Here is a 24,660-nt window from a genome sequence, read left to right as displayed (position 1 = left end):
GGCGTACGTGACACGGCTGGTTTTCTTCTGCGGACACGCCGGCACCGGCAAGACTTCGCTTGCCAAACATCTGATTGGCCCGCTTGCCCGCGCGACGGGCGAGCCGTTCTGCCTGCTCGACAAGGACACGCTCTACGGACGTACCGGCGCCGCTACGCTCGCGGCGCTCGGTCAGGATCCGCATGACCGCGACAGTCCGCTCTTTCTCCATCATCTGCGCGATCCCGAATACCAGGGCATGCTCGACACCGCACGCGAAAATCTCGCGCTGGGTGTGAGCGTGCTCGCGGTCGGGCCGCTCTCGCGCGAAGTGCGCGAGCGGCGGCTGCTGGATCGGCAGTGGCTGGGCGTGGCTGAGGATGTGGCGCTCGCCGCCGTGTGGGTGTGCGCCGACGAGCAGACGGCGCAACAGCGCATCGTCGCGCGCGCGCATCCCGGCGACGACTGGAAACTCGCGCATTGGGACGAGTACCGGCAACGGCGCTTCGAACCCGAAGGCGCACAACGGGACGACCTGATCGTGTTCGATACGACCGCGCCCACGCAAGCCGATTACGACGCGTTGTTGCAACGGCTGGCGGGCGCTTCCTGAGTCGATTCGATCGCTCCCGGCAGCCTTCAGACCACGGCCACCGGCGCGAACGAATCCAGCGTGGCGCCTTCATACACCTGGCCGAAGCGGTTGGCGAGAAAGTCCGACAGCGCCACCTGCTCCTGGCGCACGAAACCCGCCTGCGGCAGCTTCTTTTCGCGGAACAGATCGAGCACGGCGCACATCGCGCCCGCCGTGGTGATCTGGATCGCGCTCATCGGCACGCCGCACACTGTCTTCGCGAAGATCTTGCGCGTGAAGACTTCCTGAACCAGCTGGCCGTGGCGCATGCCCGTGACGGTCATGAAGATCAGCACGACGTCCTGCTCCGTGGCGGGAATCGCGCGCCGCATGATCGACTTGAGCACATCGCGGTCGCCGGACAGACGCAGGTCTTCGAGCAGGAACTGCATCAGCGCGCGGTGGCCCGGATAGCGCACCGACTTGTAGTCGAGCGACTCCACGCGGCCCGCAAGCGTCTCGCACAAGGTGCCCAGACCGCCCGAGGTATTGAATGCTTCGTACTCCACGCCGTCGAGCGAAAAGTGCTCCAGACCTTCGAGCGGCTGGACCCATTGCGTGCGGCCATCGCGGATCGCTTCGCAGGGCTGGCAGTATTCGTTGATGAGGCCGTCCACGCTCCAGGTGAGGTTGTATTTGAGCGCGTTGGTGGGGAACTGCGGCAGCGCGCCCACGCGCATCTTCACTTCGCGGATCTCGGTGAAGCGGCTCGCGAGGGCATGGGCGGCGAGTCCGATAAAGCCTGGCGCGAGGCCACACTGCGGCATGAAGGCGTGATCCGCTCCATCGGCGAGCGCGCGGATGGCGTGGGTTGCGCGCACGTCCTCGGTCAGATCGAAGTAGTGAACGCCCGCGCCTTTCGCCGCCGATGCCACGTTCACCGCGAGGTAATACGGCAGCGCGTTGATAAGCACATCGTAGCCTTCGAGCGCACCGCGCAACGCGGCGGCGTCGCCAGAATCGACCCGGACGGTGGGGATGCCCTGCGCGGCGAGTGCTTCGAGCGCGCGCGCATCGCGGTCGAACGCGGCTACCTCGTAGTCGCCGGTTTCGCGCAGCATGTGTGCAATGGTGTGGCCGATCAGGCCGGCGCCTGCGATAGCGACTTTCATCTTGCATCTCCTTATTCGAGTTTTGTGGTCGGGGGCCTTGCCGCGCCCGCTCGGCTACAGTCTAGGGAGGTGCAAAATCAGATCATAGGCACAAAATGATGCGCTTCGACGTAGCTTTTCGTCATATTGACGATAGTTTTGGTCGAAATGACGAAAAGCTATAAAAATCGTGTTAACAGTGCCGCTCACAAGGCGCTGCTCAGGGTGTCACCGTGCCGCGATCGATCTTGCGCGCCAGCACGATCGAAGTGGTCGTGCGCTCGACGCCCTGCATGCCGCCGATCTGATCGAGCAGTTCGTTCAGCCGCTCGGGCGAATCGGCGCGTAACCACGCGACATAGTCGTATTCGCCGCTCACCGCGCAGAGCAATTGCACTTCGGGCATCTTGCCCAGCCGCTTCTGCACATCGGGACCGTGGCGCGGCGCGATGATGAGGCCGACCCACGCCTGCAGGCTCGCGTCGAGCACATCCTGACCGAGCCGCACGCCGTAGCCCGCGATCACCTGTGAACGTTCGAGCCGCGCGATGCGCGCGAGCACCGTGGTGCGCGCGACGTCCAGCTGGCGCGCGAGATTCGCCACGCTTTCGCGGGCGTTCTCCTGCAGCAGCGCAACGAGGCTGCGATCGAGGTCGTCGAGTTGGTCGAGGCGCGGCGGTCTCATCGTTGGGACGGCTCCTGAAGCATCAAGGCGGTGGAACGGGCGTCAAAAAGCGACGTGCCATTATCGCCTGTGCATCCCCCGTGCAAAGCGACGTGTTTCAGCTTATTTCTGGGCGTTTCGTTTGTAAGCAGTTGTGGCATCGCGGCCGTTTTGTCTTGATAACGTGGTACTAATAACGCCTGCAAGCCGTTTGTACCCACCTTGGTCTTGCGTCTGCCTTGCTACCAGATAGCTACGAATAGCCACAATCTCGCTACGAAATGAAGATTCAAGGAGCAACAATGAAGAAAGCTTTTGTCATCCTTGCCGCTACGCTCACGATGAGCGCCGCCTTCGCACAAGGCGCCGTCGCGCAGACCGCAGCTTCGTCCACGCCGATCGCCGCAGCCGCATCGAGCGCCGATGTACGCGCCGCGCAGCATCAGGAGCGCGTGGAAGAGCGCATCGCGTATCTGCATTCGGCGCTGAAGATCACCGCCGATCAAGAGCCGCAATGGAAGACGTTCGCCGATGTCATGCGCAGCAACGGCCAGACCATGGCCGATCTGTACAAGCAGCGCGTGGAAGGCGAAGCGCAACGTAACGCGCTCGACGACATGAAGCAGTACGCCCAGATCACCCAGGCGCACGCCGACGACATGCAAAAGCTCGTCACGGCCTTCGAACCGCTGTACACCAGCTTCTCGCCGGAACAGAAGAAGCTTGCGGATACCACCTTCCGTCACCCGGAACATGGTCCGAAGGGTCCGGCAGCGCAGCATCCGAAGCACAAGATGAAGCCGAAGGCCAAGGCCCCGGCCGCCGCGGCCAGCGACGCCGCTGCAGCCAGCGCTCCGGCAGCGCAGTAAAGTTCGGGAAAAAACGCGCGTCGCCTCGCGTGGCGCGCAATTTCAAGGTACGCTTGCGGACCGCACGATGGCCGGGCAGATTGCCCGGCCATCGTGCTTTTTGTCGTGCTGTTTTGTTTGGCCCTGGTATAGGCTGGAGTTAGCTGCAGCTTGAGCCTATATTTCAGGCAGTTTTCCTGCATCGAACCAAGTCGATGCGAATCGAAGCCTTTTGCGGCAGGTCCGCCACTCCCACCATGATCGAACTGACTCAACTCGACCTCGCCGTCGATTGCGCCGCACAACGTGTGGTCAAGGACGAAACCGTCACCGTCGAATTCGCCGCTGCACCGGGCGAGCTGATGAGCCTCGAAGGCCCGAACCGCTACGCACCCGGCGACGCCATCATCACCGGCGCCACCGGCGAGCGCTGGGTCGTGTCGCGCGAGCGTTTTGATCCGAAGTATCTGCCCGCCGACGCCGCACTCGCGCACGGCGCGCCTGGCACCTATCGCAACCGTCCGGGCGTGGTGCTCGCCAAGCGCATGGATGAGCCGTTCACGATCGTGCGCTCGGCGGGCGGCGACCGCCTGCACGGCGAGGCTGGCGACTGGGTCATGCAGTACGCGCCCGGCGATTTCGGCGTCGTGAAGGCTGCGCGTTTCGCGAAGGTGTATCGCCTGGCCGATTGATCCGCACTACGCACTCAAGCGCGTCTTTCAGGCGCGTCTTCGGCGTCTCAGGCGAATTCCTCGTCGAGATCGAGCGTGACGTCGCGCGGCGTTTCCTCGCCCTTCGCGTGCTGCTCTTCGAGCGAGCCGATCGTCGCTTCCACGTAGGCGTGCAGCACCGCAAAGCTGCGCGAACGCATGCGCGCTGGCAAGGCGCGATAGCGCGCCAGCGCGGCCGGCGCGATCGCTACCGTCAGCGTCATGCGGCGCGCGGCCGTGCCCATGCGCATCGCCACCCAATGCACGACCAGTTGCGGCGTGCCGTTTTCGGCAGCTTGCTCGGCAAAACGCGTCTGCTCGGGGAACAGATCGGCGATCACGCGCGCGAGCTGCTCGATATCGGCGCTCGCGCATTCAAACAGATAGTCTTCCATCGCGCGGTTGTGCCCGGAATCCGGGCTCTCAGGATAGGGTTTCGAGGTAGCGCCGAAGCGTACCCGAGGCTGCGTCGCCGCGCCAGTGCAAAGCTGGCGCGGGCGTTGCCCTCAGGCCGCGCGCGTCTGGCTGCGGCGCGGCCCGCAGGTCTTGAACAGCACGATGGCGGCGACGATCGCCAGCGACACATAGAGCGCGTCCACGGCGACGAGCGGCACGAGGCGCGCCTGGAACATCGCTGCGGGCACGTCGATTAGCGCGTGGACGAGAATCGCGATCGGCAGGATGGCTTTGCGGCCCGCCTGCACGCCGCGCCACATCAGCACCGAAAGCCCGATCTGGAACACCAGAGCCGCCGTGCGTTCGAGCGCGAACACGCCCGCATGCAGCGGCGAAAGCGTGGCGAGGATCAGATGCACGCGCAGCACCGAATCCATCGTCAGGTTGGTCAGATGCGTATCGAGGTCGCCACGATTGGCGAGTACCGCGAAAAAGATCCACTGCAGTTGCACCAGCACGCCGACGAACCACGCTTCCGCGCCGCCATGACCGATGCCGTAAGCGAGACCCGTGCTGTCCTTCGGCGGCGTGTTGGACAATCCGGGCAGGCGCCCGCCACGCCGCGCCAGCATGCGCATGGCGATATAGCGCCCGACTTCCTCGCACACGCCCGCAACGAGCGCGCCGTAGGCCACGAAGGCGATGGGATGGGTGAGCAGTTCCGCCGTCTGGGCGTTTTCGTGCAGCAGGAAGCCGTTGAGCGCGCGCTCGATGACGGTAGCAAACAGCGCAAAAATGGCGATCCCGGCGATGGTGTCGCGCCAGTCGAACTGGAAGGGCCGGCGCAAGCGGCGATAAAGCGAAATCGGCAAAAAGGCGACGAAAAGCGTCGCGAGCGAAAGGCAGACTAGCGTGACCGGATCTACGTGCATGGGGTTCCTTGTGACGTCCGGCGCGCGCACAAAATCATCCATGTTCATTCATGTCGCACGCCGCAGCCCGCATCATCGCAGAAAATAAGCCGATCGCGCAGCGGCGGCTGCGCGCGGCACGGCTCTATGTCGATGTCAACCCAGCGTGGAAGCGCGCACCACCAGCTCGCCGGCAAACGCCGCAGCGCGCGCGGCAGGCGCCGCCCCTTCGATGCGCTCGTGCAGGAATTCGACCGCGCGATAGCCGATTTCGCGCGTTGGCTGGCGGATCGTGGTGATGCCGGCCAGCTCGGCCCATTCGGGATCGTCGATGGCGATCAGTGCGACCTGCTGCTGCCAGTGCGCGCCCAGTTTCGCCTTCAGATGCAGCGCGAGACGCAGCGCCACCGGCGCATTGGCCGCGAACAGCGCGCAGCGGGCGCCGCGTTTGGCTGCATCGGCGAGATAGAGATCGAGCGCTGCAAGCGAGGCATCAACGCCCTCTTCCTCGCGCAGATCGAGCACATGCGTGCTGTGCGCGGCCTGCTCGCCCTGCGTGGCCGCGCGAAACGCCGCTTCGCGCTCGCGCCGCGAACTCACGTGTTCGAACGGCTGCACCACGAACACGAGGTCGTTGTAGCCGCGCTCGATCAGATGCCGCACGCCCTGGCGCACGGCCGCTGCATTGTCGAGACCGACCATATCGGCGTCGAGACCATCGACGGTGCGGTCGACCAGCACGGCGGGAATGCCGCCGCTGCCCACCGGCTTGAGCATCGATTCGCGCACGCCCAGCGCATTGACGATCACGCCTTCCACGCGATACGTCGTCAGCAACTGCAGGTAGCGACGCTCCATATCGACTTCATTGGCGGCGTGGCAGATGAGCGGCATATAGCCGAGCGCGTGGCAGGCCGCTTCCACGCCTTGCAGCACTTCGACCGAATACGGATTCGCCAGATCCGCGAGCAGCAGGCCGAGCAGCCGGTTGCGCCCGCGTTTGAGGCCGCGCGCCATCTGGTTGGGCCGGTAGTCGAGCCGTTCGATGGCCGCCTCGATACGCGCGCGCAGGTCCGGCGAGAGCACCGACAACTCGCCGTTCAGATAGCGCGAAATGCTGGTCTTGCCCGTGCCCGCTTCGCGCGCGACGTCGCTGATGGTCGCGCGGCGCGTGCCTTCTGCGCTCGGGCTGCTCGACTCCACCGTCATTTCGCCAGCACCTCGCGGTTGACGATGTTCGTGCGCAGCGTGCCCGCGAGCGCGGCAACGAGGTTTTCCGCCGCGTTGCGCGCCATTGCGTGACGCGTCTCGTGCGTGGCGGAGCCGATATGCGGCAGCGCCACCACGTTCGGCATGCGCAGCAGCGGCGAAGCCGGATCGACTGGTTCCCGCTCGAACACGTCGAGGCCCGCGCCGTGGATCGTGCCCGCTTCGAGCGCGGCGATCAGCGCCTTTTCGTCGACGGTCGCGCCGCGCGAGGCGTTGATGAGGATCGCGCTCTTCTTCATCTTCGCGAACTGCGGCGCGCCGATCATATGACGCGTGGCGTCAGTGAGCGGCACCTGCAGGCAGACGAAATCCGACACCGCGAGCAGTTCGTCGAGTTCGACCCGGCGTGCGCCGTATTCGCGCTCGGCGGTTTCGTTCGGGCTGCGGTTGGTGTAGAGCACCCGCATGTTGAAGCCGAGCGCCGCACGCCGCGCGACCGCGCCGCCGATGCGGCCCAGCCCGACGATGCCGAGCGTCTTGCCCTGCACGTCCACGCCGAAATGCGCGGGACCGATGCTCGCCTTCCACTCGCCGGCCTTGACCCACTCGGCCAGTTCGACCACGCGGCGGGCGCTGGCGAGAATCAGCGAGAACACGGTATCTGCCGTCGATTCGGTGAGCACGTCGGGCGTGTGCGCGAGCACGATGCCGCGCTGCGTGAGATCGGCCACGTCGAACTGGTCGAAGCCCACCGAGATAGTCGACAGCGCCTTGATGCGCGAGCCGTCGAGCATCGCCGGCGTGACCTTGACGCTCGCACCGATCGCACCGTCGGCATCCTTGAGCGCGGCGCTCAAGGCCTGCGTATCGCTTGCGTCGACGAAGACGACTTCGGCATGCTCGCGCAGATAGTCGGCGACATCGGCGGGCAAGGTCTTGTAGGCCACGATTTTCTGCTTCATAGGTGCGCGTTTTTCCGTTCGTTCGATTGCGTTATCAATTGCGTTGTCGATTGCACTATCGATTGCGTTATTTACCATGCGCGGGCGCGGCATAGCCAGCGGCGGCGTCGCGGCGCGGTTTCACGGCCAGCGTCAGGCCCACCGACACCAGCAGCGCCGCGCTCATGAACGCGTAGGATGCCGCAGGCGTGCCGGTCGCGCCATTCAGATAGCCGACCACGTACGAGCCCACGAACGAGCCGAGCGCGCCCATGCTGTTGATGAGGGCCATCGCACCGCCCGAGACGTTCTTCGGCAGCAGCTCCGGCACGATCGCGAAGAACGGGCCATACGGCGCGTACATTGCCGCGCCCGCGACCACCAGCAGCGCGTACGAGGTCCAGAAGTGGGTCGCGCCCACCGCGTACGAGCCCGCGAAAGCCATCGCGCCGATCAGCAGGAACGGCCACACGAAGGCGCGGCGGTTATTGAGCTTGTCCGAGGCCCACGACGCGCCGAGCATCGCGATGGTAGCAGCGAGATACGGCATGGCCGAGAGCCAGCCCGTCTCGACCATGCCCAGCGACGAGCCGTTCTTGACGATCGACGGCAGCCACAACACGAAGCCGTATACGCCGATACTCCAGCAGAAATACTGCGCGCACAGCAGGATCACGGCCGGCGAGCGGAACGCTTCGGCGTAGTTTTTCACGGGCTTGATGGCGGCCTGTTCGGCGCGCATCGCGGCGTCGAGTGCGCGCTTTTCGTCGTTGGAGAGCCATTTGACCTGCGCCGGTTTGTCGCGCACCAGCAGCCACCAGCACACCGCCCAGACCACGGCGGGCACGCCCTCGGCGATGAACATATGACGCCAGCCGTAGCTGTGCACGAGATAGCCCGACACCACCGACATCCACAACACCGTGACCGGATTGCCGAGGATCAGAAAAGTGTTGGCGCGCGAGCGCTCGGATCGGGTGAACCAGTTGCTGATGTAGATGAGCATCGCGGGCATCACGGCTGCCTCCACCACGCCCAGCACGAAGCGGATCACCATCAGCGAGGGAATATTGGTGACGACGCCGGTGAGCGAAGCGCAGCCGCCCCACAGCAGCAGGCTCACGAACACCAGCTTGCGCACGCTGCGTCGTTCCGCGTAGACCGCGCCGGGCAACTGGAAGAAAAAGTAACCGAGGAAGAACAGCGCGCCGATCAGCGAAGACAGTCCGGGGCTGATGCCCAGATCGCGATTGATGCCCGCCGCCGCAGCGAAGCCGTAGTTCGCGCGGTCGAGATAGGCGAGGCTGTACGTGATGAACACGATCGGCATGATCGCCCACCAGCGGCGCGGGGCAAGCGAGGTTGAGGTCATCGGTGTCTCCTGTCGGCGGCATGTTGGGCTTGCGGGGCCTGGTGCCGTTCCTTGCTGTTGGAATGTGGGGCTGCTGTACGGTCTGCTGCGCGTGATGCGTTGTGCGTTACGCGGGGGCTTGCGCGTGGCGTGGGTCGTGCGCTTCGAGCGCATCGAGTTGCGTACGCGTGGGCAGGCCTTCCGAATCGCCGATCACCTGCACCGCAAGCGCGCCGATGCGGTTGCCGCGCGCGACGGCCTGATGCAACGCACGGCCTTCGAGCAGCGCGCTCACCACGCCCACCGCGAAGCCATCGCCCGCGCCCACCGTATCGACGACCTTATCGACGCGCTGCGCCGGCACATGGCCGCGCTCGCCCGTGTTCGTCTCGAAGTACGCGCCCTGCGCGCCGAGCTTCACGATCACGCCGCGCGCGCCGCGTTCCAGATAGAAACGTGCGATCAGTTCGGGGTCGTCGGAGCCGGTGAGAATGCGGCCTTCGTTGACGCCCGGCAGAACCCAGTCGGCGAAACGCGCAAGCTCGTTGAGCGTCGCGACCATCTCCGCTTCGGAACCCCACAAGGTTGGGCGCAGATTCGGATCGAAGCTGATCGTGCGGCCCGCTTCGCGCATCTCGCGCGCGAGCATGAAAGCGAGTTCGCGCGAGGTCGCCGAAATGGCGGGCGCCACGCCGCTCAAATGCAGATGACGCGCGCCCAGCACATAGCCGCGCTTGTAATCGCTGATCGACAGATGGCTGGCCGCCGAGCCGCGACGGAAATATTCGACGGCGGGATCGCTGCCGTCATCGGTCTTCGACTTGAGCTGGAAGCCGGTGGGATAGCGTGTGTCGGTTTCGACGCATTGCGCGTCGATGCCTTCCTGGGCGAGCACGCCGCGCACGAAGCGGCCGAACGAATCGTCGCCCAACCGGCTCATCCAGCCCACCTTGAAGCCCAGCCGCGCGAGGCCGGTCGCCACGTTCAGTTCCGCGCCGGCCGCGCGCTTGATGAATCGCGCGACGTCGTGCAGCGCGCCGGTATCGGCGGCCACGAACATCGCCATGGCCTCGCCGTAGGTGATCACATCGAGTGAGTGCGTCATGGAATGCGTTCCTGCAAAAGATGAATTCGGGGGCGCGAGCCTGGACACGTTGCCCAGGTTATGCCGAGGCGAGCCACGCCACATTGCGCGCGGCGTCTTCCTGCATGCGCGCTTCGTCGAACGGAAATTCGATGCCGCGCGGCACGTCCGAAGGCAGGCGCGCCAGTGCGGCCCTGCACAGCGGATCGTCGGCGGCGGGAGCGCGGGCGAAGCGTCGCGCGCCCTCGCCTTGCACCGCCTTGCAGTGGATGTATTCGACGTTCGGCGCGAGCGCAACGGCGGCCATCAGCGGCGCTTCGCCGGTCCACTGCCAGTTGCCGATATCGAAGGTCATGCCGATCAGCTTGTCTTCGCCGCCTGCGCGCAGCGCGCGGAACAGCGCCGTGAATTGCGCGAGCTTGCCGCCCTGTTCGAGCTGGCCGTTTTCGACCACCACGCGCGGCGCGTTCGGGGCTGCATTGTCAGTGCCCTTCACGCCGAGTTCTTCGAGAACCGCCGCGAGCCGCGCCAGATGCGCCTCGCCCGCAAAGCCGCCGAGTTGCAACTTGACGAAGCGCGCGCCGAGCGCCCGGCCCGATTCGACAGCGAGGCGCAGTTCGGCTTCGTTTAGTGCGCCATCATCGGCGTAGAGCGTGTCGGGCGTCGACCACACCGGCCACAGATCCGCAGCCGCAATCGCTGTGCCGAGCGCGCGCAACGCGCCGCGTTGCGCATCGGCGTCGTGCATCAGTTCGCGCCGTACTTCGAACGCGCCCGCGCCGGCCGTCTTCGTCGCGCCCAACCACGCCGCATGGCCGTCACGCCAGATCGATCCCGCACCAAAGGCGCTTGCCACAATTGCTACTTCCGCCATCGTCGTCTTCCTGTTGCTGCCGGCTCCGTTTCGAGCAAGGTTCGGTGGTCGCTTGGAACCGGTTCCAAATCGCGGTGGAAAAAAAGCGCCTGAGCGCTTGATTTGTTCCGTTCGATTGATGGCCGGATGTTGCGCCGACCCGGCAGCCAGCGCCATTGTGGAAATCCCCTAATTTATGGCGGGAACCTTGTGCCAGCCGCGGTGTTATCAGTATGTGCGCCATTCTCGCCCGGCGTGTCCAGCAGGCAGAGTTCAAGAAAGCGCTGGGCGACGCGCGAAGCCGCTCCCGCGTGTGGCACCACGATCGAAAAGCGCCGCGCGAGCGGTTGGGGCCCGATGCGGATCTGCGCGAGCGCGCCGTCCTCGTGCCGCATCGACATCGCAGACACGAAGCCAATGCCCATGCCCGCGCGCACCGCTTCCTTTACGCCCTCCACGCCCGCGATTTCGAGCGCGACGCGCATCGGCACTGCCGCGCGCGCAAAGGCGCGCTCGACCACCTGGCGCACGCCCGAGCCGTCTTCGCGGGTGACCAGCGGCAGGTCGCCGAACGCGGCCAGATCGCAGCGGCCGCCCGCCGCCGCGGCCGCAGCTTCAACCAGCGCATGGCCGCGCGGCACGATCGCCACGATCTCGTCTTCGTGCCACGGATGCACGGCGCAATCGGCAGGCAATTGCGCGCCCACCGGGCCTTCGACCAGCGCGATATCGAGATCGCCGAGCATCGCCACCACGTCCGCTGTATTGCCGCTGGCGGTTTCCAGCTTGACGTCCGGATAGCGCCGATGAAACGCCGCGACCAGATACGGCAGCCGGTAGCTCGCGGGCGTCGTGCTCGCGCCGATGCGCAGCGTGCCGCGCTCCAGACCGCGCAGCGCATCGCGAAACGCCAGCGCATCGCGCCAGTTCTCTCGCAGGCGCGCCGCGTAGGCGGCCAACTGCTCGCCGGTGGGCGTCAGGCGCACGCCGCGCCCGTCGCGCAGATACAGCGGCTCGCCGAAGTCTTCCTGCAACAGCCGCAACTGCCCCGACACGGCAGGCTGCGACAGATGCAGTGCGAGCGCCGCGCGACTGATGTTGCGATGCTCTGCAACGGCGGCGAAAGTTATCAGTTGTTCCGGGGTCATCAGGTGAAATTATCGGGTTGGCTTATATTTTACTTCGCAAATGACGATTTTTCATATCGTTATATGTAATTTAGGATTAGCGCATTCGTAGCGAAATTGCTGCCAACACGGAACACCCCCTGCCATGTCCACATCGCCGGCCACTCTTGCGCGTCCTTCGCAATCGTCGCAATCGTCGAATTCGTCACTTTCGACGCGCGGCCAGATCAACGGCGTGCTGTTCGTCGCGCTGTTTGCGTTCGCCGTCACCCGCCTCGCGGCGCTGCCCGCGATCGCCAATCTGGGGCTGAGCCCACTGATCGTCGGCATCGTCGCCGGGGCGGTCTACGGCAATCTGCTGCCCGACGCGATGCCGGAAAGCTGGGCGGCCGGCGTCAACTTCTCGGCGCGCAAGCTGCTGCGCATTGCCGTGGCGTTTTTCGGTCTGCGCGTGAGCCTGCAGGAAATCGCCCAGGTGGGCATGCCGGGTCTCGTCGAATCGGTGGCGATCGTGGTGAGCACGCTCGTGATCGGCACCTGGGCGGGCATGAAGATCATGAAGCTCGACCGCGACACGGCCATTCTGACAGCTGCCGGCAGCGCGATCTGCGGCGCGGCCGCCGTGCTCGCCTTCGAATCGACGCTGCAATCGAAGCCGCACAAGAGCGCGATGGCCGTGGGGAGCGTGGTGCTGTTCGGTACGCTTTCGATGTTCCTCTATCCGCTGCTGTATCGCGCTGGCTGGCTGCATCTCGATACCGTCGGCGCGGGTCTGTTCTTCGGCGGCACGATTCACGAAGTGGCGCAGGTCGTGGGCGCAGCCAGCAACGTGAGCCCGGAAGCCACGCATATCGCCACCATCGTCAAGATGACCCGCGTGATGCTGCTCGTGCCGGTGCTGCTGTTGCTCGGCGTGTGGCTCAATCGTTCGGCGCGTAAGGCGATCGGTGCCGATGGCGTGAAGCAAGGTGCGCGCAAGCTGGCGGTGCCCTGGTTCGCGCTCGGTTTCCTCGCGCTGGTGGTGGTGAACTCGCTGCATGTGCTGCCCGATGCCGCGACCTCGTCGCTCAATCTGCTCGACACCTTTGCACTCACGATGGCCATGACGGCGCTCGGCATCGAAACGCGCGTCTCGCAGATTCGCCAGGCCGGTCCGCGGGCGCTGACCACGGGTTTCATCCTCTATGTATGGCTGGTGCTGGGTGGTCTTGCGATCACCTGGGGTGTGCAGCGGCTGTTTGGTTGATGTTCGGTTGATGACAACGAAACACTTCGGGCCCAGCCTGAGAGACCGCGCACCGGCTGGTCCGGTCGCTTGCCCCGCCGATGGCGGGGCTTTGTGCGTTTCCGGTTGCGTTTCCGGGATTGATTGCGCATGCGTGCTTCGTCATGCCGCCACGCCACACAGCGCCCGGGCCCGACGGTTGCGGCCCATACTGTCCCATCCGACGAAGGGGACAAGCAATGGCATACGAACTGTATTACTGGGACGGTCTGCAGGGCCGTGGCGAATTCGTGCGGCTCGCGCTGGAGGAAGCCGGTGCGCCCTATGTGGACGTCGCGCGCGGCGAGAAAGAGGACGGCCAGGGGATCGGCGCGCTGATGGCTGGACTGGAGAGCGACGAGCCGTACCCACCCTATGCGCCGCCCTTTCTCAGGGATGGCGATCTGATCGTGCCGCATGTGGCGAACATCCTGTTCTATCTCGGGCCGAAGCTGAAACTCGCGCCTCGCGACGAGGGCCTGCGTATCATCGCCAACGGCCTGCAACTGACGATCGCCGATCTCGTCACCGAGGTCCACGACACCCATCATCCGATTGCCAGCGGCCTCTACTACGAAGACCAGCAGGACGCGGCGAAGGCGCGCTCGAAAGACTTCATCCAGCATCGCATGCCGAAGTTCATGCGCTACTTCGAGCGCGTGCTCGTGCACAATCCGGACGGCCCGCAGCATATGGTGGGCACGGCGCTCAGCTATGTCGATCTGTCGATGTTCCAGATCGTCGAGGGCCTGCGCTACGCGTTTCCGAAAGCGACGAAGCATCTCGCCGGCCATTATCCAAACGTGATTGCGCTGCACGACGCCGTGGCCGCGCGCCCGGCGATCGTCGCTTATCTGCAGTCCGAGCGGCGGCTTGCATTCAACGAAACGGGTATCTTCCGCCACTATCCGGAACTCGATCGGGCCACGCATTGAGCGCATTGAGCGCATTGGTGGCGCGATGCGCGCGCGCCACTGGGCGCGCTACCACACATATACAGACCCTTGCGGCCCCCGCCTCGCGCGGCGCCGCTTTTCCTTTGCCACTTCAACCTGTCCGCCTGCCGTGCTGTCATTCCTGCTGAAACTGCGCACCCGCGCCCGTGACCTCTTTCGTCTCTCCGATGCCCACACGATGTTGATCTGGTCGGTGATCGTCGGCGTGGCCGGGGCGTTCGCGACCGTCATCTTTCGCGAGGGGATTGCCCATCTGCAGATCCTTTTCACCGGCAAGGAAGGCAGTTTCGTCGAGATGGCGCGGCGGCTGCCGTGGCACACGCGCATCTGGCTGCCCGCGGCGGGCGGCTTTATCGCGGGCTGCCTGCTGCTGATCGCCAGACGCCAGTCGGCCAGCGCACGCAGCGCCCCCGCCGCCGGTAACAAGCCGATCCACACGGACTACGTCGAAGCCGTGGCGATCGGCGACGGCGTGATGCCGGTTGGCACGAGCCTGTGGCGCAGCGCCTCGTCGCTGTTCACGATTGCGAGCGGCGGCTCGATTGGCCGCGAAGGGCCGATGGTCCAACTCGCCGCGCTCGCCGCGTCGCTGATCGGGCGCTGGGTTCACTTCGATCCGCAGCGTCTGCGTTTGCTGGTTGCGTGCGGCGCGGCGGCCGGTATCACCTCGGCCTACAACGCACCGATCGCGGGCGCGTTCTTCGTGACGGAGATCGTGCTCGGCGCGATCGTCATGGAGAGTTTCGGGCCGATCGTGGTGGCCTCCGTGGTCGCCAACATCACGATGCGTGAATTCGCAGGCTACAAGCCGCCCTACGAGATGCCGGTGTTCCCGCCCGTCACGGGCGTCGAAGTGCTGCTGTTCGTCGCGCTGGGCATTCTGTGCGGCGTGCTCGCGCCGCGCTTTCTTTCCATGCTCGACGTGACGAAAGCCGGTTTCGGCCGCCTCAAATTGCCGCTGCCCGCCAAGCTTGCGCTCGGCGGCCTGGTGTGCGGCGTGCTTTCCGTGTGGACGCCCGAGGTCTGGGGCAACGGCTATAGCGTGGTGAATTCGATCCTGCATTCGCCCTGGACGTGGACGGCGCTTGCGACCGTGCTGGTGTTCAAGCTCGTCGCCACTGCCGCGACGGTGGGTTCGGGCGCGGTCGGCGGGGTGTTCACGCCGACGCTCTTCATGGGCGCGGTGATCGGCTGCCTGTTCGGCCAGGGCATGAACGCGCTGTGGCCGCACGGCACGTCGGCGCCATTCGCGTATGCGATGGTCGGCATGGGCGCGTTCCTCGCGGGCGCGACCCAGGCGCCGCTGATGGCGATCCTGATGATCTTCGAGATGACGCTCAGCTACCAGGTGGTGCTGCCGCTGATGCTCTCGTGCGTGGTGGCGTATTTCGTGGCGCGCGCCACGGGCACCCAATCGATGTACGAAATCACGCTGCACCGAAATCGCGAAGAAGCCGAACGCCTGCGCCTGCGCGCCACCCAGATGCGCGAGCTGGTGCGCCCCGCCGACACCGTCGTGCGCGTCGACGCCACCGTTCAGGAGATGACGCGCGTGTTTCTCGAATATCCGGTGAAGTACCTCTACGTGACCGACGACACCGGGCGCTTCCTGGGCGCAGTCGCGCTGGCGGACATCACCAGCGATCTGCTGCAAAAGCGCGATACCTCGAACAAACACGCCGGCGATTACCTCAAGGCGTCGTTCGCTGTGCTCACGCCCGATATGCCGCTCGCCGTGGCATTGCAGCACTTCATGTCGTTCCAGGGCGAGCGCCTGCCCGTGATCGAAAGCGCGCAGCAGCCGCGCCTGGCGGGGGTCGTCTACAAGACCTCCTTGCTGGACGCCTACCAGCGCATGAATCCGGAACGATAACAAGCGAGAATAACAACCGGGAGCGACCAGCATTTCAGGGTTAAGTCGATGATTTCATGTGACAAATAAAAAAGCACATGCGTTCGAGACGTGGTGCATCATTTGCTGCCATTATGAGATTTCCGCTCGCGCGTGCGCCCTGACAGATCTCGTCTGGTTGTCCTGTCACCGCTTTCCTCGCACCGCCGGCGGTGTGCCGCATGGCTCGCGCCGAATCACTTGTCTTCCTGCGCGCGGCCGCCCCGCCTCGTCCGGTCAGCCTGACCGCCACGGCACGGCACTTGCCGCGACCTTCGGGCCGCATGAGCAAAGGAGGTCGAGCGATGAAAACCTCGACGCTGTTGACGACCGTGCTGCTGTCGGCCTCGTGCTTCGCCGCACCTGTGCGCACGCAGGACGCCCAGATCGACCGAGCCAGCGCACCTGCGCCAGAGATGCGTTCGCCCATGGCGGACGTCCCTGTGGCGCCGCCCGCGCCCGACGTGCCAAGCGCAACTGGCGTGCAGCACTGGGAATATCTGAGCCTGCCGAAGTCGCACCGTCTGGACCGTTCGCTAAGCCCGGTTCTCCATCAGCAGACCTGAGCGCCTGCGCGGGTCCGTGAGCGCCTGCGCGGGTCCGCTATGCACCGCTGTGCACCTACTGGCTCAGCGGTGCGGGCTTTGTGTATGCTTGTCTGCGCGACGCCACTCACCCCGTCTCTTTGCGGGGCATCTATCTATCCGGTCTGAGCTGTTTTAAAGTTCGCGCGCCCGCCGCGCCGAGGATTTCGCGCATGTCCGCTTCATCCATCCCCGACGAACCCATCGACCTGCAGTTCTCCGATGTCCTGCGTGAAGTGCGCTGGCCGGCCAACAAGGATGATCTCGTAGAAGCCGCCCGCAACGCCGGGGCGAGCAACGAGGTGCTGGCGATACTCGACGGGATGCCCGAACAGGACTATCGCGACGTTGCTTCCGTCACGCGTCTGATCGGCAGCAATTACGGCCCTGGCCTCGGTATCTAGGGATTTTCGTGCGCGCGGCTCAGGCGTCGCGGCCGAATACCACGCGCGCGAAGAAGCGGCCCAGCACCGCTTCCACCACCGGCGGCGTCACATGCTGCGGATCGGCGGTGGCAAAGAATTGCACGCCGTCGCACAAGCCCATCAGTCCCAGCGCCATCAGGTCCGGTGCGATTGGCAACGGCGTGCCGACTCGCGCGGAAAACTCTTCGATATAGGCCGCGAGGCGCTCGCGCTTTTCTTTCATGAAGGCGTTGAAACGCGTGCGAAAGCGCGCGTCGCGGGCCGCGAGCAGCTTGGCCTCCACCCACAGCAGGAACATCTTGTTGTCTTGTGGCAGGCGGCTGTAGAACGTCAGCACCCGCGCTTCCATGATTTCGCGCGACGCATTGGCTTCGAAGATCGCGCGCAGATCGACCTCCATCGCCTCGTGGTCGCGCCGCAGCAGTTCGACCAGCAGTTCCGCCTTGCCGTCGAAATTCGAATAGAACGCGCCGCGCGTATAGCCGGCCTCCTGCGCGATGTCCTCGACGCTCGCGCCGACGAAGCCCTTGGCGATGAACAGATCCCGCGCAGCATCGAGCAGGCACTCGCGCGTCTGGTCGCGGCTCTGTTCGCGGGTGAGTCGGGTGCGCGGAGTGGCTTGGCGCGTCATGGTGTTGAAGTCACCGTCTAGTGAAAGGATTACGCCATCGCGGCCATGCTCCCGGCATCGCGATGGTCGCGCGAGTCTAACACTGAATCTTTCTTCGGATTCATTTCTGCATCCAGATACAGCGCTGTATTAGAATTCATAAAATCATCTGAGACCGGACGGTGTGCGACGGAGGAGACATCCAGGCGCCCCACGTCCTGCGCGCCTGACTGGCGCAGGCGAACGGACTCAGCGGCGGCGCGACAGGCCCGGCGCGAGCGACAAGCGCGCATGGGTTGGGCGCGCGTGCGTTCCAGGCATGTCGAGGTCCATGTGAATCGTCGCGGTCGTGGCGCATCGAACAGAATGCGCAGTCAGTCCCAGTGCCAGTCCCAGACTATCGTCGTCAATCCGTCCTTGCGGGGGGCTTCGCGTCCAGGTGTTTTGAGGTTATCGCGCTTCGCGAGCGCGTGCGCGTTGTGCGCCCTCGTCGGCCTTGCCGCCTGCGGCAAGCATGAAGAAGCCGCCCCGGGACCGCGTCCGGTCGTTTCGATGACGGTGCACGCCGACCAAAGCGCGCCCTCCACCACCTATCCGGGCGGCGTACAGGCGCGCAACAGCACGCCGCTGTCGTTCCGCGTGAACGGCAAGATCATCGAGCGCAGCGTTCGTCTTGGCGATGCAGTCAAGCCCGGCCAGGTGCTGGCGCGGCTCGATCCCGCCGATTACGACAAGAATGCCGCAAGCGCCCAGGCCCAGTACGACGCCGCGCAGCATCGTCTCGTATTCGCGAAACAGCAGCTCGACCGCGATACCGCGCAGGCGCAAGCCAACCTGATCGCGCGCGCCCAGTTAGAACAGACGCAGGACGCGTATGCATCGGCCGTGGCGCAGCGCGACCAGGCGAAACAGCAGCTCGCGCTGTCACAGGATCAGCGCCGCTACACCCAGCTCGTGGCCGATCACGCGGGCGTCATCACCGCCGAAAACGCCGACACCGGGCAGAATGTGCAGGCGGGCCAGGCCGTCTATCAGCTCGCGTGGACCGGCGAGGTGGACGTGGTGAGCGATCTGCCCGAAAACGCCATCGCCGGCTTGCATGCGGGCGACACCGCCCAGGTGACGCTGCCCGCCCTACCGGGGCGCAGCTATTCGGCGAAAGTGCGCGAACTGAGCGCAGCCGCCGATCCGCAAAGCCGCACCTGGCGCATCAAGCTCACTTTGGAGCATCCGGATGCGGACGTGCGGCTGGGCATGACCGCCAATATCGCCCTCGCGCCCAATCCGACCGGTAAGGCTAATGCGCAGCCGCGCTCCTTCACGATTCCCGCCACGGCGCTCTTTCACGACGGCAACGCGCCCGCGCTGTGGATCGTGCAAGGCACAGCCGGCGCGGATAACGTGCTGCAACTGCGGCGTGTGAGCGTGTCGCGTTATGACGCGCGCACGATCACCGTGACCGACGGCCTCAAGGACGGCGATCGCATCGTCCTGCAAGGCGTGCATACCGTGAGCGTGGGTGAGAAAGTGCAGCCGATTGCGCCGCTTCATCCGGAGGACTTCGCGTCATGAGCGAACGCGAAGCGCCGCAAAACATGGAACCTGACCTGAGCCCAGGCCACGATCACGACGAAGGCCGCTTCAATCTTTCGGCCTGGGCGCTGCGCCATCGCTCGCTGGTCACCTTTCTGATCGCGCTGGCGACGATCTTCGGCGCGCTGTCGTACACGCGTCTTTCGCAGTCCGAAGATCCGCCCTTCACGTTTCGCGTGATGGTGATCCAGACTTTCTGGCCGGGCGCGAGCGCGCGCCAGATGGAAGACGAAGTCACGAGCCGCATCGGCCGCAAGCTGCAGGAAACGCCGTATATCGACTTCCTGCGCAGTTACTCGCGGCCCGGCGAGTCGCTGGTGTTCTTCACGATGAAGGATTCCGCGCCCGTTTCCGAGGTGCGCGAGACCTGGTATCAGGTGCGCAAGAAAGTCGGCGATATTGGGCCGATGCTGCCGCAAGGCGTGCAAGGGCCGTTCTTCAACGACGAATTCGGCGACGTCTACACCAACATCTACACGCTCGAAGGCGACGGCTTTTCGCCCGCCCCACTGCACGATTACGCCGATAACCTGCGTGAAGAACTACTTCGCGTGAAGGACGTCGGCAAGGTCGACTATTTTGGCGATCCGAATCAACGCGTCTATATCGAGATCGCGAACGCGCAGCTCACGCGTCTGGGCATCTCGCCTACGCAGCTTGGCCAGGCGATCGGCGCACAGAACAGTGTCGCCGCAGCGGGCACGCTCACCACGCCCGACGACCGTGTTTTCGTGCGCCCGAGCGGCCAGTTCACGGATCTCAAGGCGCTCGCGGACACGCTCATCAGCGTGAATGGCCGCAGCTTCCGGCTGGGCGACATCGCCACCATCCGGCGCGCTTACGACGAGCCGCTCGCCACGCAGATGCGCTTCCAGGGCAAGGCCGTGCTGGGCATCGGCGTCACCATGCAGCCGGGCGGCGATGTGATCCGTCTGGGCAAGGCGCTCGATGCGCGCGTCGAGCAGTTGCGCCGCGAACTGCCTGCGGGCCTCAAGCTCGTGGAAGTGTCGAGCATGCCCGATGCGGTCTCGCATTCGGTCGACGATTTCGTCGAAGCGGTGGCCGAGGCGGTCGGCATCGTGCTGATCGTAAGTCTCGTCTCGCTGGGCGTGCGCACGGGCATGGTGGTGGTCATCACGATTCCGATCGTGCTGGCCGTCACCGCGCTCGTGATGTATCTGTTCGATATCGGCCTGCATAAGGTGTCGCTTGGCACGCTGGTGCTAGCGCTCGGCCTGCTGGTGGACGACGCCATCATCTCCGTCGAGATGATGGCTGTGAAGCTTGCGCAGGGCTGGAACCGCACGCGCGCGGCGGCGTATGCGTACACCAGCACCGCGTTCCCGATGCTCACCGGCACGCTGGTCACGGTCTCCGGCTTCCTGCCGATCGTGCTCGCGAAATCGAGCACGGGCGAGTACACGCGCTCGATCTTCCAGGTTTCGGCGATTGCGCTGATCGCTTCGTGGTTCGCGGCCGTCGTGCTGATTCCCCTGCTCGGCTATCGCCTGCTCCCCGAGCGCAAGCCAGACCCGAACGTGGCTCACACGCATGGCGCGCATCCCGAAGAAGACATCTACGACACGCGCTTCTACCATCGTCTGCGCGGCTGGGTGGGCTGGTGCATCGAGCGGCACATCGTCGTGCTCGCGCTCACCATTGTGCTGTTTGTCGTGGCGCTGGCGGGTTTCACGCTGATTCCGCAGCAGTTCTTCCCAAGCTCCGACCGCCCCGAACTGCTGGTGGATGTGCGCCTGCCCGAAGGCGCATCGTTCGACGCCACGCTGCGGCAGACGAAGCGGCTCGAAGAGGCGCTCAAAGGTCGCCCGGAGATCGATCATTCGATCGACTTCGTCGGTACCGGCGCGCCGCGCTTCTATCTGCCGCTGGACCAGCAGTTGCAGCAGCCGAACTTCGCGCAGTTCGTCATCACGGCGAAATCGGTCGAGGATCGCGAGAAACTTGCGGATTGGCTCGAAACGAAACTGCGCAACGATTTCCCCGCGATCCGCACACGCCTTTCACGGCTCGAAAATGGGCCACCGGTGGGCTATCCCGTGCAGTTCCGCGTGAGCGGCGACGATATCGCCACGGTGCGCGCCATTGCCGATCGCGTGGCGAAGCAGATGCGCGCCGACCCGCGCACCGAGAACGTCGGCTTCGACTGGGACGAGCCCGCCGAGCGTTCGCTGCACTTCGCCATCGACCAGCAGAAAGCGCGCGCGCTCAATATCACTTCGCAGGACGTAGCGAACTTCCTGCAGATGACTTACTCCGGCTACACGGTCACGCAGTACCGCGAACGCGACAAGCTCATCAGCGTCGATCTGCGCGCGCCCGCCAATGAACGCGTCGATCCCGCCCATATGCTGGCGCTGGCCATGCCGACCGCCAACGGACCGGTGCCGCTGGGGGCCATCGGGCACCTCGAAAACACGCTTGAATACGGCGTGATCTGGTCGCGCGACCGGCAACCGACCATCACGGTGCAGGCCGACGTGCGGCGCGGCGCGCAAGGCATCGACGTGACCCATGCGCTGCAGAAGTCGCTCGCCTCGATGGAAAGCACGCTGCCGACCGGCTATCGCATCGCGGTCGGCGGTTCGGTCGAGGAAAGCGCCAAGGGCCAGGCGTCGATCTTCGTGCAGTTGCCAGTGCTGATGATCGCCGTGTTGACGCTGCTGATGATCCAGTTGCAAAGCCTCTCGCGCGTGATGATGGTCGTGCTCACCGCGCCGCTCGGGCTGATCGGCGTGGCCGCTGCGTTGCTGCTGTTTCACGAGCCGTTCGGCTTCGTGGCGATGCTCGGCGTGATTGCGATGTTCGGCATCATCATGCGCAATTCGGTGATTCTGGTCGATCAGATCGAGAGCGATATCCGCGCCGGGCACAAGCGTTTCGACGCCATCGTCGGCGCCACGGTGCGGCGCTTCCGGCCCATCATGCTGACCGCAGCTGCCGCCGTGCTCGCGTTGATTCCGCTGGTGCGCTCGAACTTCTTCGGGCCGATGGCCACCGCGCTGATGGGCGGCATCACCAGCGCGACCGTGCTCACGCTGTTTTTCCTGCCCGCCCTCTATGCGGCGGCGTTCCGCGTGCGCAGCATCGAAAGCGACGCCGCGCGCCCGAATGCGGAGAATGCATCATGAAACGATCCGCGTTGATGAAAACCTCTGCCTTGCCGCGCCTGCCGGTGCGTGCGAGCGCGGCCGCACTCGCGGCGTTGTGCGCGAGCGCCTGCTCGTTTGGTCCGAGTGGCGAGCCGCCTGCGATTCCCAATCCCGCCCACTATGGCATCGATGCGCAGCCCACGCAGACCGTGGCTGCGCAGGGCGTCGCGCAGCAGTTCGTGGTGGGCGCGCAACCCGTGCCGCAATGGTGGACGCAGTTCGATTCGCCTGCGCTCGATGCGCTGGTCGAAGAAGGATTGGCGAACAGCCCGAACCTCGCCTCCGCCGATCACAGCCTGCAGGCCGCGCGCGAGCAATTGCGCGGCCAGATCGGCAGCACGCTGCTGCCGACCGTCGATGCGATCGGCACCGCGCAGCGCCAGCGCGCGCCCGGCATCCCGCAACTGGGCGTCGACAAGCTCGAATACAACCTGTTTGCGGGCCTCGTCGAGGTGCGCTACTCGTTCGATCTTTTTGGCGCAACGCGGCTGAACAACGCCGCGCTCGCCTCACGCGTGAATTTGCAGGCGTTCCAGTTCGAGGCGGCGCGCCGTGCGCTGGCCGCCAATATCGTCACGAGCGCGGTGGGGATCGCCACGCTGCATGCCCAGATCGATACGACACAGCAACTCATCGCCATCGCCAACGCGCAGGCCGACGATCTGCAAAAGCGCTATGCGCTGGGCGCGGTCTCGCGCACGGATCTGCTCAATGCGCAGCAAAGTGCGGCGGCGCTCGCCACCAATCTGCCGGGCCTGCAACAACAGGCCGCTGCGCTGCGTCACGCGCTGGCCGTGCTGCTCGGCCGCACGCCCGATCAGGCGCCGGCCGATCTCGATCTCGCGAGTTTCCATCTGCCGCAGCAAGTGCCGGTGGTGGTGCCATCGGACCTGTTGAAGACGCGTCCCGATATCGAGGCCGCGGGCGCGGCGCTGATCGCCGCCTCCGCCGATGTTGGCGCGGCGACAGCGCAGATGTTCCCGAGCATCACGCTTTCCGCAGGGATCGGCCAGGGCGGCTTTAGCTGGCCAGTGGCAACCTCGGGCGTGGGCGCGCTGTGGGCGATCGGCGCTTCGCTCACGCAGCCGATCTTTCACGGCGGCGCGCTGCTCGCGCAACGGCGCGCGGCCCTGCAGTCGTACGACGCGGCCAATGCTTCGTACAAGCAGACCGTGCTCGCGGCCTTCCAGGATGTCGCCGACCGACTCGCGGCGCTGGAGCACGATGCCCAGGCGCTCGACTCTGCCGGCACCTCGGCGCAGACCGCGCAAGGCGTCTACGACGATACCAACGCGCGCTACAAGCTGGGCGCGGTGCCCTACTACGCCGTGCGTCAGAGCGAGCAGCAATGGCGCAACGCCAGTCTCGACGCGATCCGCTATCGCGGCGCGCGGCTTTCGGATACCGCCGCGCTGTTCCAGGCGATGGGCAATCCGCCAACCGACGGCGGCACGAAAGCGGCCAGCGCGACGACATCGACGCCGTGAAAGCGCGTCGCCGTGCGCATGCAAGGTGCGCACGGCCATCCGGATGGCGGCGGATTTCGCGCCGCCGCGCGCCGTCTTCCCTGCCTTGAATCTCTGCGATTTTGCGCAGATTTCATGGTGTTCCGACAGAAAGATCTCAAGTAAATATTTAGGACTTTACTGATACACTCGGCCGCAAATCGAGCGTATAGAGATCCCTTTTAATTCTAATTAATTTGGATTCCTACATATAAATCGACGGCTTTGTCCGGAAAACGGACCACCCACAACCTCGCCAAGGGGGCCCCACCAATCATGGCACTCATCCCTCATCGCGGTCTTTGCGCCGCAGTGTTACTCATGGCTAGCGCCGCGGCGCATGCGGGCTTCGACTGCTCCAGTTCGCACGGCGGCTTTCGCGTGCAGACCGACGACAGCTGGACGGGCACGGACAAGCTGGAGCACTTCGGCGTCTCCGCGCCGTTTGGGGCGCTAGGCGGCTGGCTGATGCGCGACACCGATCATCCGGTGATCTACGGCACGCTGCTCGGCGCGGTGCCGGGTCTGCTGAAGGAAACCCTCGACGGCACCTGCCGCACCGATGGTTTCTCGTACAAGGATCTGTTCGCCGATACGCTGGGCGCGCTCACGGGCGCATGGCTCGCGCACTGGGCGCTGATGTATTCGGGCAGCCCGCACGGCAAAACCATCGGACTCCGATACGACAATACTTTCTGATCCGAACTGCCTGATTGCCGACGCATGAGAACAAGCGCTTGTGGATCAGGCAGTTAGCTTCGCTCTCCCAAGGTTACCCACAGGGCTGCCAACAAAAACTGTGGACAACAGACCATCGCACGCACGCGCGACTTATCAACAGATTCTGTTGAAGGTCCTGTGGAA

Annotated in this window: 23 protein-coding genes; 12 read left to right on the top strand and 11 right to left on the bottom strand. The window is 65.1% G+C overall.

What is annotated here, in order from left to right; translation table 11 throughout:
- Positions 1-7 precede the first annotated feature (7 nt).
- Positions 8-592: an ATP-binding protein gene (locus F4827_RS07315; protein WP_183723267.1), complete on the top strand. Its 585-nt coding sequence runs from the start codon at positions 8-10 to the stop codon at positions 590-592.
- Positions 593-618: 26 nt separating this feature from the next.
- On the opposite strand, the gene F4827_RS07310 is transcribed toward F4827_RS07315, so the two are convergent.
- A complete protein-coding gene (locus tag F4827_RS07310) occupies positions 619-1,725 on the bottom strand; it encodes a saccharopine dehydrogenase family protein (RefSeq protein ID WP_183723265.1) in 1,107 nt (368 codons plus the stop codon).
- 199 nt (positions 1,726-1,924) lie between these two features.
- Positions 1,925-2,389: an Lrp/AsnC family transcriptional regulator gene (locus F4827_RS07305; protein WP_183723263.1), complete on the bottom strand. Its 465-nt coding sequence runs from the start codon at positions 2,387-2,389 to the stop codon at positions 1,925-1,927.
- A gap of 281 nt (positions 2,390-2,670) precedes the next feature.
- Between F4827_RS07305 and F4827_RS07300 the strand changes: the two genes are divergently transcribed.
- Both F4827_RS07300 and F4827_RS07295 read left to right on the top strand, forming a co-directional pair.
- Positions 2,671-3,237: a Spy/CpxP family protein refolding chaperone gene (locus F4827_RS07300; protein ID WP_183723261.1), complete on the top strand. Its 567-nt coding sequence runs from the start codon at positions 2,671-2,673 to the stop codon at positions 3,235-3,237.
- Positions 3,238-3,473: 236 nt separating this feature from the next.
- Positions 3,474-3,908, top strand: coding sequence for a PGDYG domain-containing protein (locus F4827_RS07295; RefSeq protein WP_183723259.1), 435 nt, complete (start codon positions 3,474-3,476; stop codon positions 3,906-3,908).
- 47 nt (positions 3,909-3,955) lie between these two features.
- Here F4827_RS07295 and F4827_RS07290 read toward each other — a convergent pair whose 3' ends face one another.
- The 8 genes from F4827_RS07290 to F4827_RS07255 form a co-directional block, all read right to left on the bottom strand.
- Positions 3,956-4,321, bottom strand: coding sequence for a DUF3022 domain-containing protein (locus tag F4827_RS07290; RefSeq protein WP_183723257.1), 366 nt, complete (start codon positions 4,319-4,321; stop codon positions 3,956-3,958).
- A gap of 111 nt (positions 4,322-4,432) precedes the next feature.
- Entirely contained in the window at positions 4,433-5,254 is an 822-nt protein-coding gene (locus F4827_RS07285) for a YhfC family intramembrane metalloprotease (RefSeq protein ID WP_183723255.1), read from the bottom strand.
- A gap of 135 nt (positions 5,255-5,389) precedes the next feature.
- The gene (locus F4827_RS07280) at positions 5,390-6,442 is read right to left on the bottom strand and encodes a substrate-binding domain-containing protein (protein ID WP_183723253.1); all 1,053 of its coding nucleotides are present in this window, start codon (positions 6,440-6,442) and stop codon (positions 5,390-5,392) included.
- On the bottom strand, positions 6,439-7,404 hold the full coding sequence (locus tag F4827_RS07275; protein ID WP_183723251.1) for a D-glycerate dehydrogenase: 966 nt from the start codon (positions 7,402-7,404) through the stop codon (positions 6,439-6,441). Before F4827_RS07275 ends, F4827_RS07280 begins: the two co-directional genes overlap by 4 nt.
- A 67-nt stretch (positions 7,405-7,471) precedes the next feature.
- The gene (locus F4827_RS07270) at positions 7,472-8,755 is read right to left on the bottom strand and encodes an MFS transporter (RefSeq protein ID WP_183723249.1); all 1,284 of its coding nucleotides are present in this window, start codon (positions 8,753-8,755) and stop codon (positions 7,472-7,474) included.
- Between the two features lie 106 nt (positions 8,756-8,861).
- On the bottom strand, positions 8,862-9,839 hold the full coding sequence (locus F4827_RS07265) for a sugar kinase (protein ID WP_183723247.1): 978 nt from the start codon (positions 9,837-9,839) through the stop codon (positions 8,862-8,864).
- Between the two features lie 58 nt (positions 9,840-9,897).
- The gene (locus tag F4827_RS07260; RefSeq protein WP_183723245.1) at positions 9,898-10,692 is read right to left on the bottom strand and encodes a sugar phosphate isomerase/epimerase; all 795 of its coding nucleotides are present in this window, start codon (positions 10,690-10,692) and stop codon (positions 9,898-9,900) included.
- A 173-nt stretch (positions 10,693-10,865) separates the two neighbouring features.
- A complete protein-coding gene (locus F4827_RS07255) occupies positions 10,866-11,819 on the bottom strand; it encodes a LysR family transcriptional regulator (protein ID WP_183723243.1) in 954 nt (317 codons plus the stop codon).
- A gap of 124 nt (positions 11,820-11,943) precedes the next feature.
- Between F4827_RS07255 and F4827_RS07250 the strand changes: the two genes are divergently transcribed.
- From F4827_RS07250 to F4827_RS07230, 5 genes are all read left to right on the top strand, one after another.
- Positions 11,944-13,044 (top strand): YeiH family protein, encoded by a 1,101-nt coding sequence (locus F4827_RS07250; protein ID WP_183723241.1) that lies wholly within the window; start codon positions 11,944-11,946, stop codon positions 13,042-13,044.
- 218 nt (positions 13,045-13,262) lie between these two features.
- A complete protein-coding gene (locus F4827_RS07245) occupies positions 13,263-13,997 on the top strand; it encodes a glutathione S-transferase (protein WP_183723239.1) in 735 nt (244 codons plus the stop codon).
- Positions 13,998-14,127: 130 nt separating this feature from the next.
- Positions 14,128-15,891 carry a ClcB-like voltage-gated chloride channel protein gene (locus F4827_RS07240; RefSeq protein WP_311672786.1) on the top strand — a complete coding sequence of 588 codons (1,764 nt, stop codon included), beginning with the start codon at positions 14,128-14,130 and terminating at the stop codon, positions 15,889-15,891.
- 323 nt (positions 15,892-16,214) lie between these two features.
- On the top strand, positions 16,215-16,475 hold the full coding sequence (locus F4827_RS07235) for a hypothetical protein (protein WP_183723235.1): 261 nt from the start codon (positions 16,215-16,217) through the stop codon (positions 16,473-16,475).
- Between the two features lie 191 nt (positions 16,476-16,666).
- Positions 16,667-16,897 (top strand): DUF2795 domain-containing protein, encoded by a 231-nt coding sequence (locus tag F4827_RS07230; protein ID WP_183723233.1) that lies wholly within the window; start codon positions 16,667-16,669, stop codon positions 16,895-16,897.
- A gap of 19 nt (positions 16,898-16,916) precedes the next feature.
- On the opposite strand, the gene F4827_RS07225 is transcribed toward F4827_RS07230, so the two are convergent.
- Positions 16,917-17,549, bottom strand: coding sequence for a TetR/AcrR family transcriptional regulator (locus tag F4827_RS07225; RefSeq protein ID WP_183723231.1), 633 nt, complete (start codon positions 17,547-17,549; stop codon positions 16,917-16,919).
- A 456-nt stretch (positions 17,550-18,005) separates the two neighbouring features.
- Here F4827_RS07225 and F4827_RS07220 point away from each other — a divergent pair, with 456 nt between their 5' ends.
- The 4 genes from F4827_RS07220 to F4827_RS07205 all read left to right on the top strand — a co-directional run bounded on the left by F4827_RS07220 (position 18,006) and on the right by F4827_RS07205 (position 24,495).
- The gene (locus F4827_RS07220) at positions 18,006-19,100 is read left to right on the top strand and encodes an efflux RND transporter periplasmic adaptor subunit (RefSeq protein ID WP_311672783.1); all 1,095 of its coding nucleotides are present in this window, start codon (positions 18,006-18,008) and stop codon (positions 19,098-19,100) included.
- A 23-nt stretch (positions 19,101-19,123) separates the two neighbouring features.
- The gene (locus tag F4827_RS07215) at positions 19,124-22,270 is read left to right on the top strand and encodes an efflux RND transporter permease subunit (protein ID WP_183723410.1); all 3,147 of its coding nucleotides are present in this window, start codon (positions 19,124-19,126) and stop codon (positions 22,268-22,270) included.
- A 14-nt stretch (positions 22,271-22,284) separates the two neighbouring features.
- Complete coding sequence (locus tag F4827_RS07210) at positions 22,285-23,778, top strand: efflux transporter outer membrane subunit (protein WP_183723227.1); 1,494 nt, start codon at positions 22,285-22,287, stop codon at positions 23,776-23,778.
- Positions 23,779-24,072: 294 nt separating this feature from the next.
- Complete coding sequence (locus tag F4827_RS07205) at positions 24,073-24,495, top strand: hypothetical protein (RefSeq protein WP_183723225.1); 423 nt, start codon at positions 24,073-24,075, stop codon at positions 24,493-24,495.
- Positions 24,496-24,660: the final 165 nt, after the last annotated feature.

It is taken from the genome of Paraburkholderia bannensis (assembly GCF_014200455.1).
GTDB classification, from domain to species: Bacteria; Pseudomonadota; Gammaproteobacteria; order Burkholderiales; family Burkholderiaceae; genus Paraburkholderia; species Paraburkholderia bannensis_A.
Note: the sequence above shows the minus strand (reverse complement) of the source record. Positions and strands in the feature narration are given on the sequence as shown.

What these genes read in the sequence shown, in the direction of transcription:
- F4827_RS07245 (WP_183723239.1), top strand. Translation starts at nt 13,263, where the DNA reads ATGGCATACGAACTGTATTACTGGGACGGTCTGCAGGGCCGTGGCGAA.
- F4827_RS07310 (WP_183723265.1), bottom strand. Translation starts at nt 1,725, where the DNA reads ATGAAAGTCGCTATCGCAGGCGCCGGCCTGATCGGCCACACCATTGCA.
- F4827_RS07300 (WP_183723261.1), top strand. Translation starts at nt 2,671, where the DNA reads ATGAAGAAAGCTTTTGTCATCCTTGCCGCTACGCTCACGATGAGCGCC.
- F4827_RS07205 (WP_183723225.1), top strand. Translation starts at nt 24,073, where the DNA reads ATGGCACTCATCCCTCATCGCGGTCTTTGCGCCGCAGTGTTACTCATG.
- F4827_RS07230 (WP_183723233.1), top strand. Translation starts at nt 16,667, where the DNA reads ATGTCCGCTTCATCCATCCCCGACGAACCCATCGACCTGCAGTTCTCC.
- F4827_RS07295 (WP_183723259.1), top strand. Translation starts at nt 3,474, where the DNA reads ATGATCGAACTGACTCAACTCGACCTCGCCGTCGATTGCGCCGCACAA.
- F4827_RS07305 (WP_183723263.1), bottom strand. Translation starts at nt 2,389, where the DNA reads ATGAGACCGCCGCGCCTCGACCAACTCGACGACCTCGATCGCAGCCTC.
- F4827_RS07250 (WP_183723241.1), top strand. Translation starts at nt 11,944, where the DNA reads ATGTCCACATCGCCGGCCACTCTTGCGCGTCCTTCGCAATCGTCGCAA.
- F4827_RS07255 (WP_183723243.1), bottom strand. Translation starts at nt 11,819, where the DNA reads ATGACCCCGGAACAACTGATAACTTTCGCCGCCGTTGCAGAGCATCGC.
- F4827_RS07285 (WP_183723255.1), bottom strand. Translation starts at nt 5,254, where the DNA reads ATGCACGTAGATCCGGTCACGCTAGTCTGCCTTTCGCTCGCGACGCTT.
- F4827_RS07260 (WP_183723245.1), bottom strand. Translation starts at nt 10,692, where the DNA reads ATGGCGGAAGTAGCAATTGTGGCAAGCGCCTTTGGTGCGGGATCGATC.
- F4827_RS07280 (WP_183723253.1), bottom strand. Translation starts at nt 6,442, where the DNA reads ATGACGGTGGAGTCGAGCAGCCCGAGCGCAGAAGGCACGCGCCGCGCG.
- F4827_RS07270 (WP_183723249.1), bottom strand. Translation starts at nt 8,755, where the DNA reads ATGACCTCAACCTCGCTTGCCCCGCGCCGCTGGTGGGCGATCATGCCG.
- F4827_RS07215 (WP_183723410.1), top strand. Translation starts at nt 19,124, where the DNA reads ATGGAACCTGACCTGAGCCCAGGCCACGATCACGACGAAGGCCGCTTC.
- F4827_RS07275 (WP_183723251.1), bottom strand. Translation starts at nt 7,404, where the DNA reads ATGAAGCAGAAAATCGTGGCCTACAAGACCTTGCCCGCCGATGTCGCC.
- F4827_RS07225 (WP_183723231.1), bottom strand. Translation starts at nt 17,549, where the DNA reads ATGACGCGCCAAGCCACTCCGCGCACCCGACTCACCCGCGAACAGAGC.
- F4827_RS07265 (WP_183723247.1), bottom strand. Translation starts at nt 9,839, where the DNA reads ATGACGCACTCACTCGATGTGATCACCTACGGCGAGGCCATGGCGATG.
- F4827_RS07290 (WP_183723257.1), bottom strand. Translation starts at nt 4,321, where the DNA reads ATGGAAGACTATCTGTTTGAATGCGCGAGCGCCGATATCGAGCAGCTC.
- F4827_RS07235 (WP_183723235.1), top strand. Translation starts at nt 16,215, where the DNA reads ATGAAAACCTCGACGCTGTTGACGACCGTGCTGCTGTCGGCCTCGTGC.
- F4827_RS07210 (WP_183723227.1), top strand. Translation starts at nt 22,285, where the DNA reads ATGAAAACCTCTGCCTTGCCGCGCCTGCCGGTGCGTGCGAGCGCGGCC.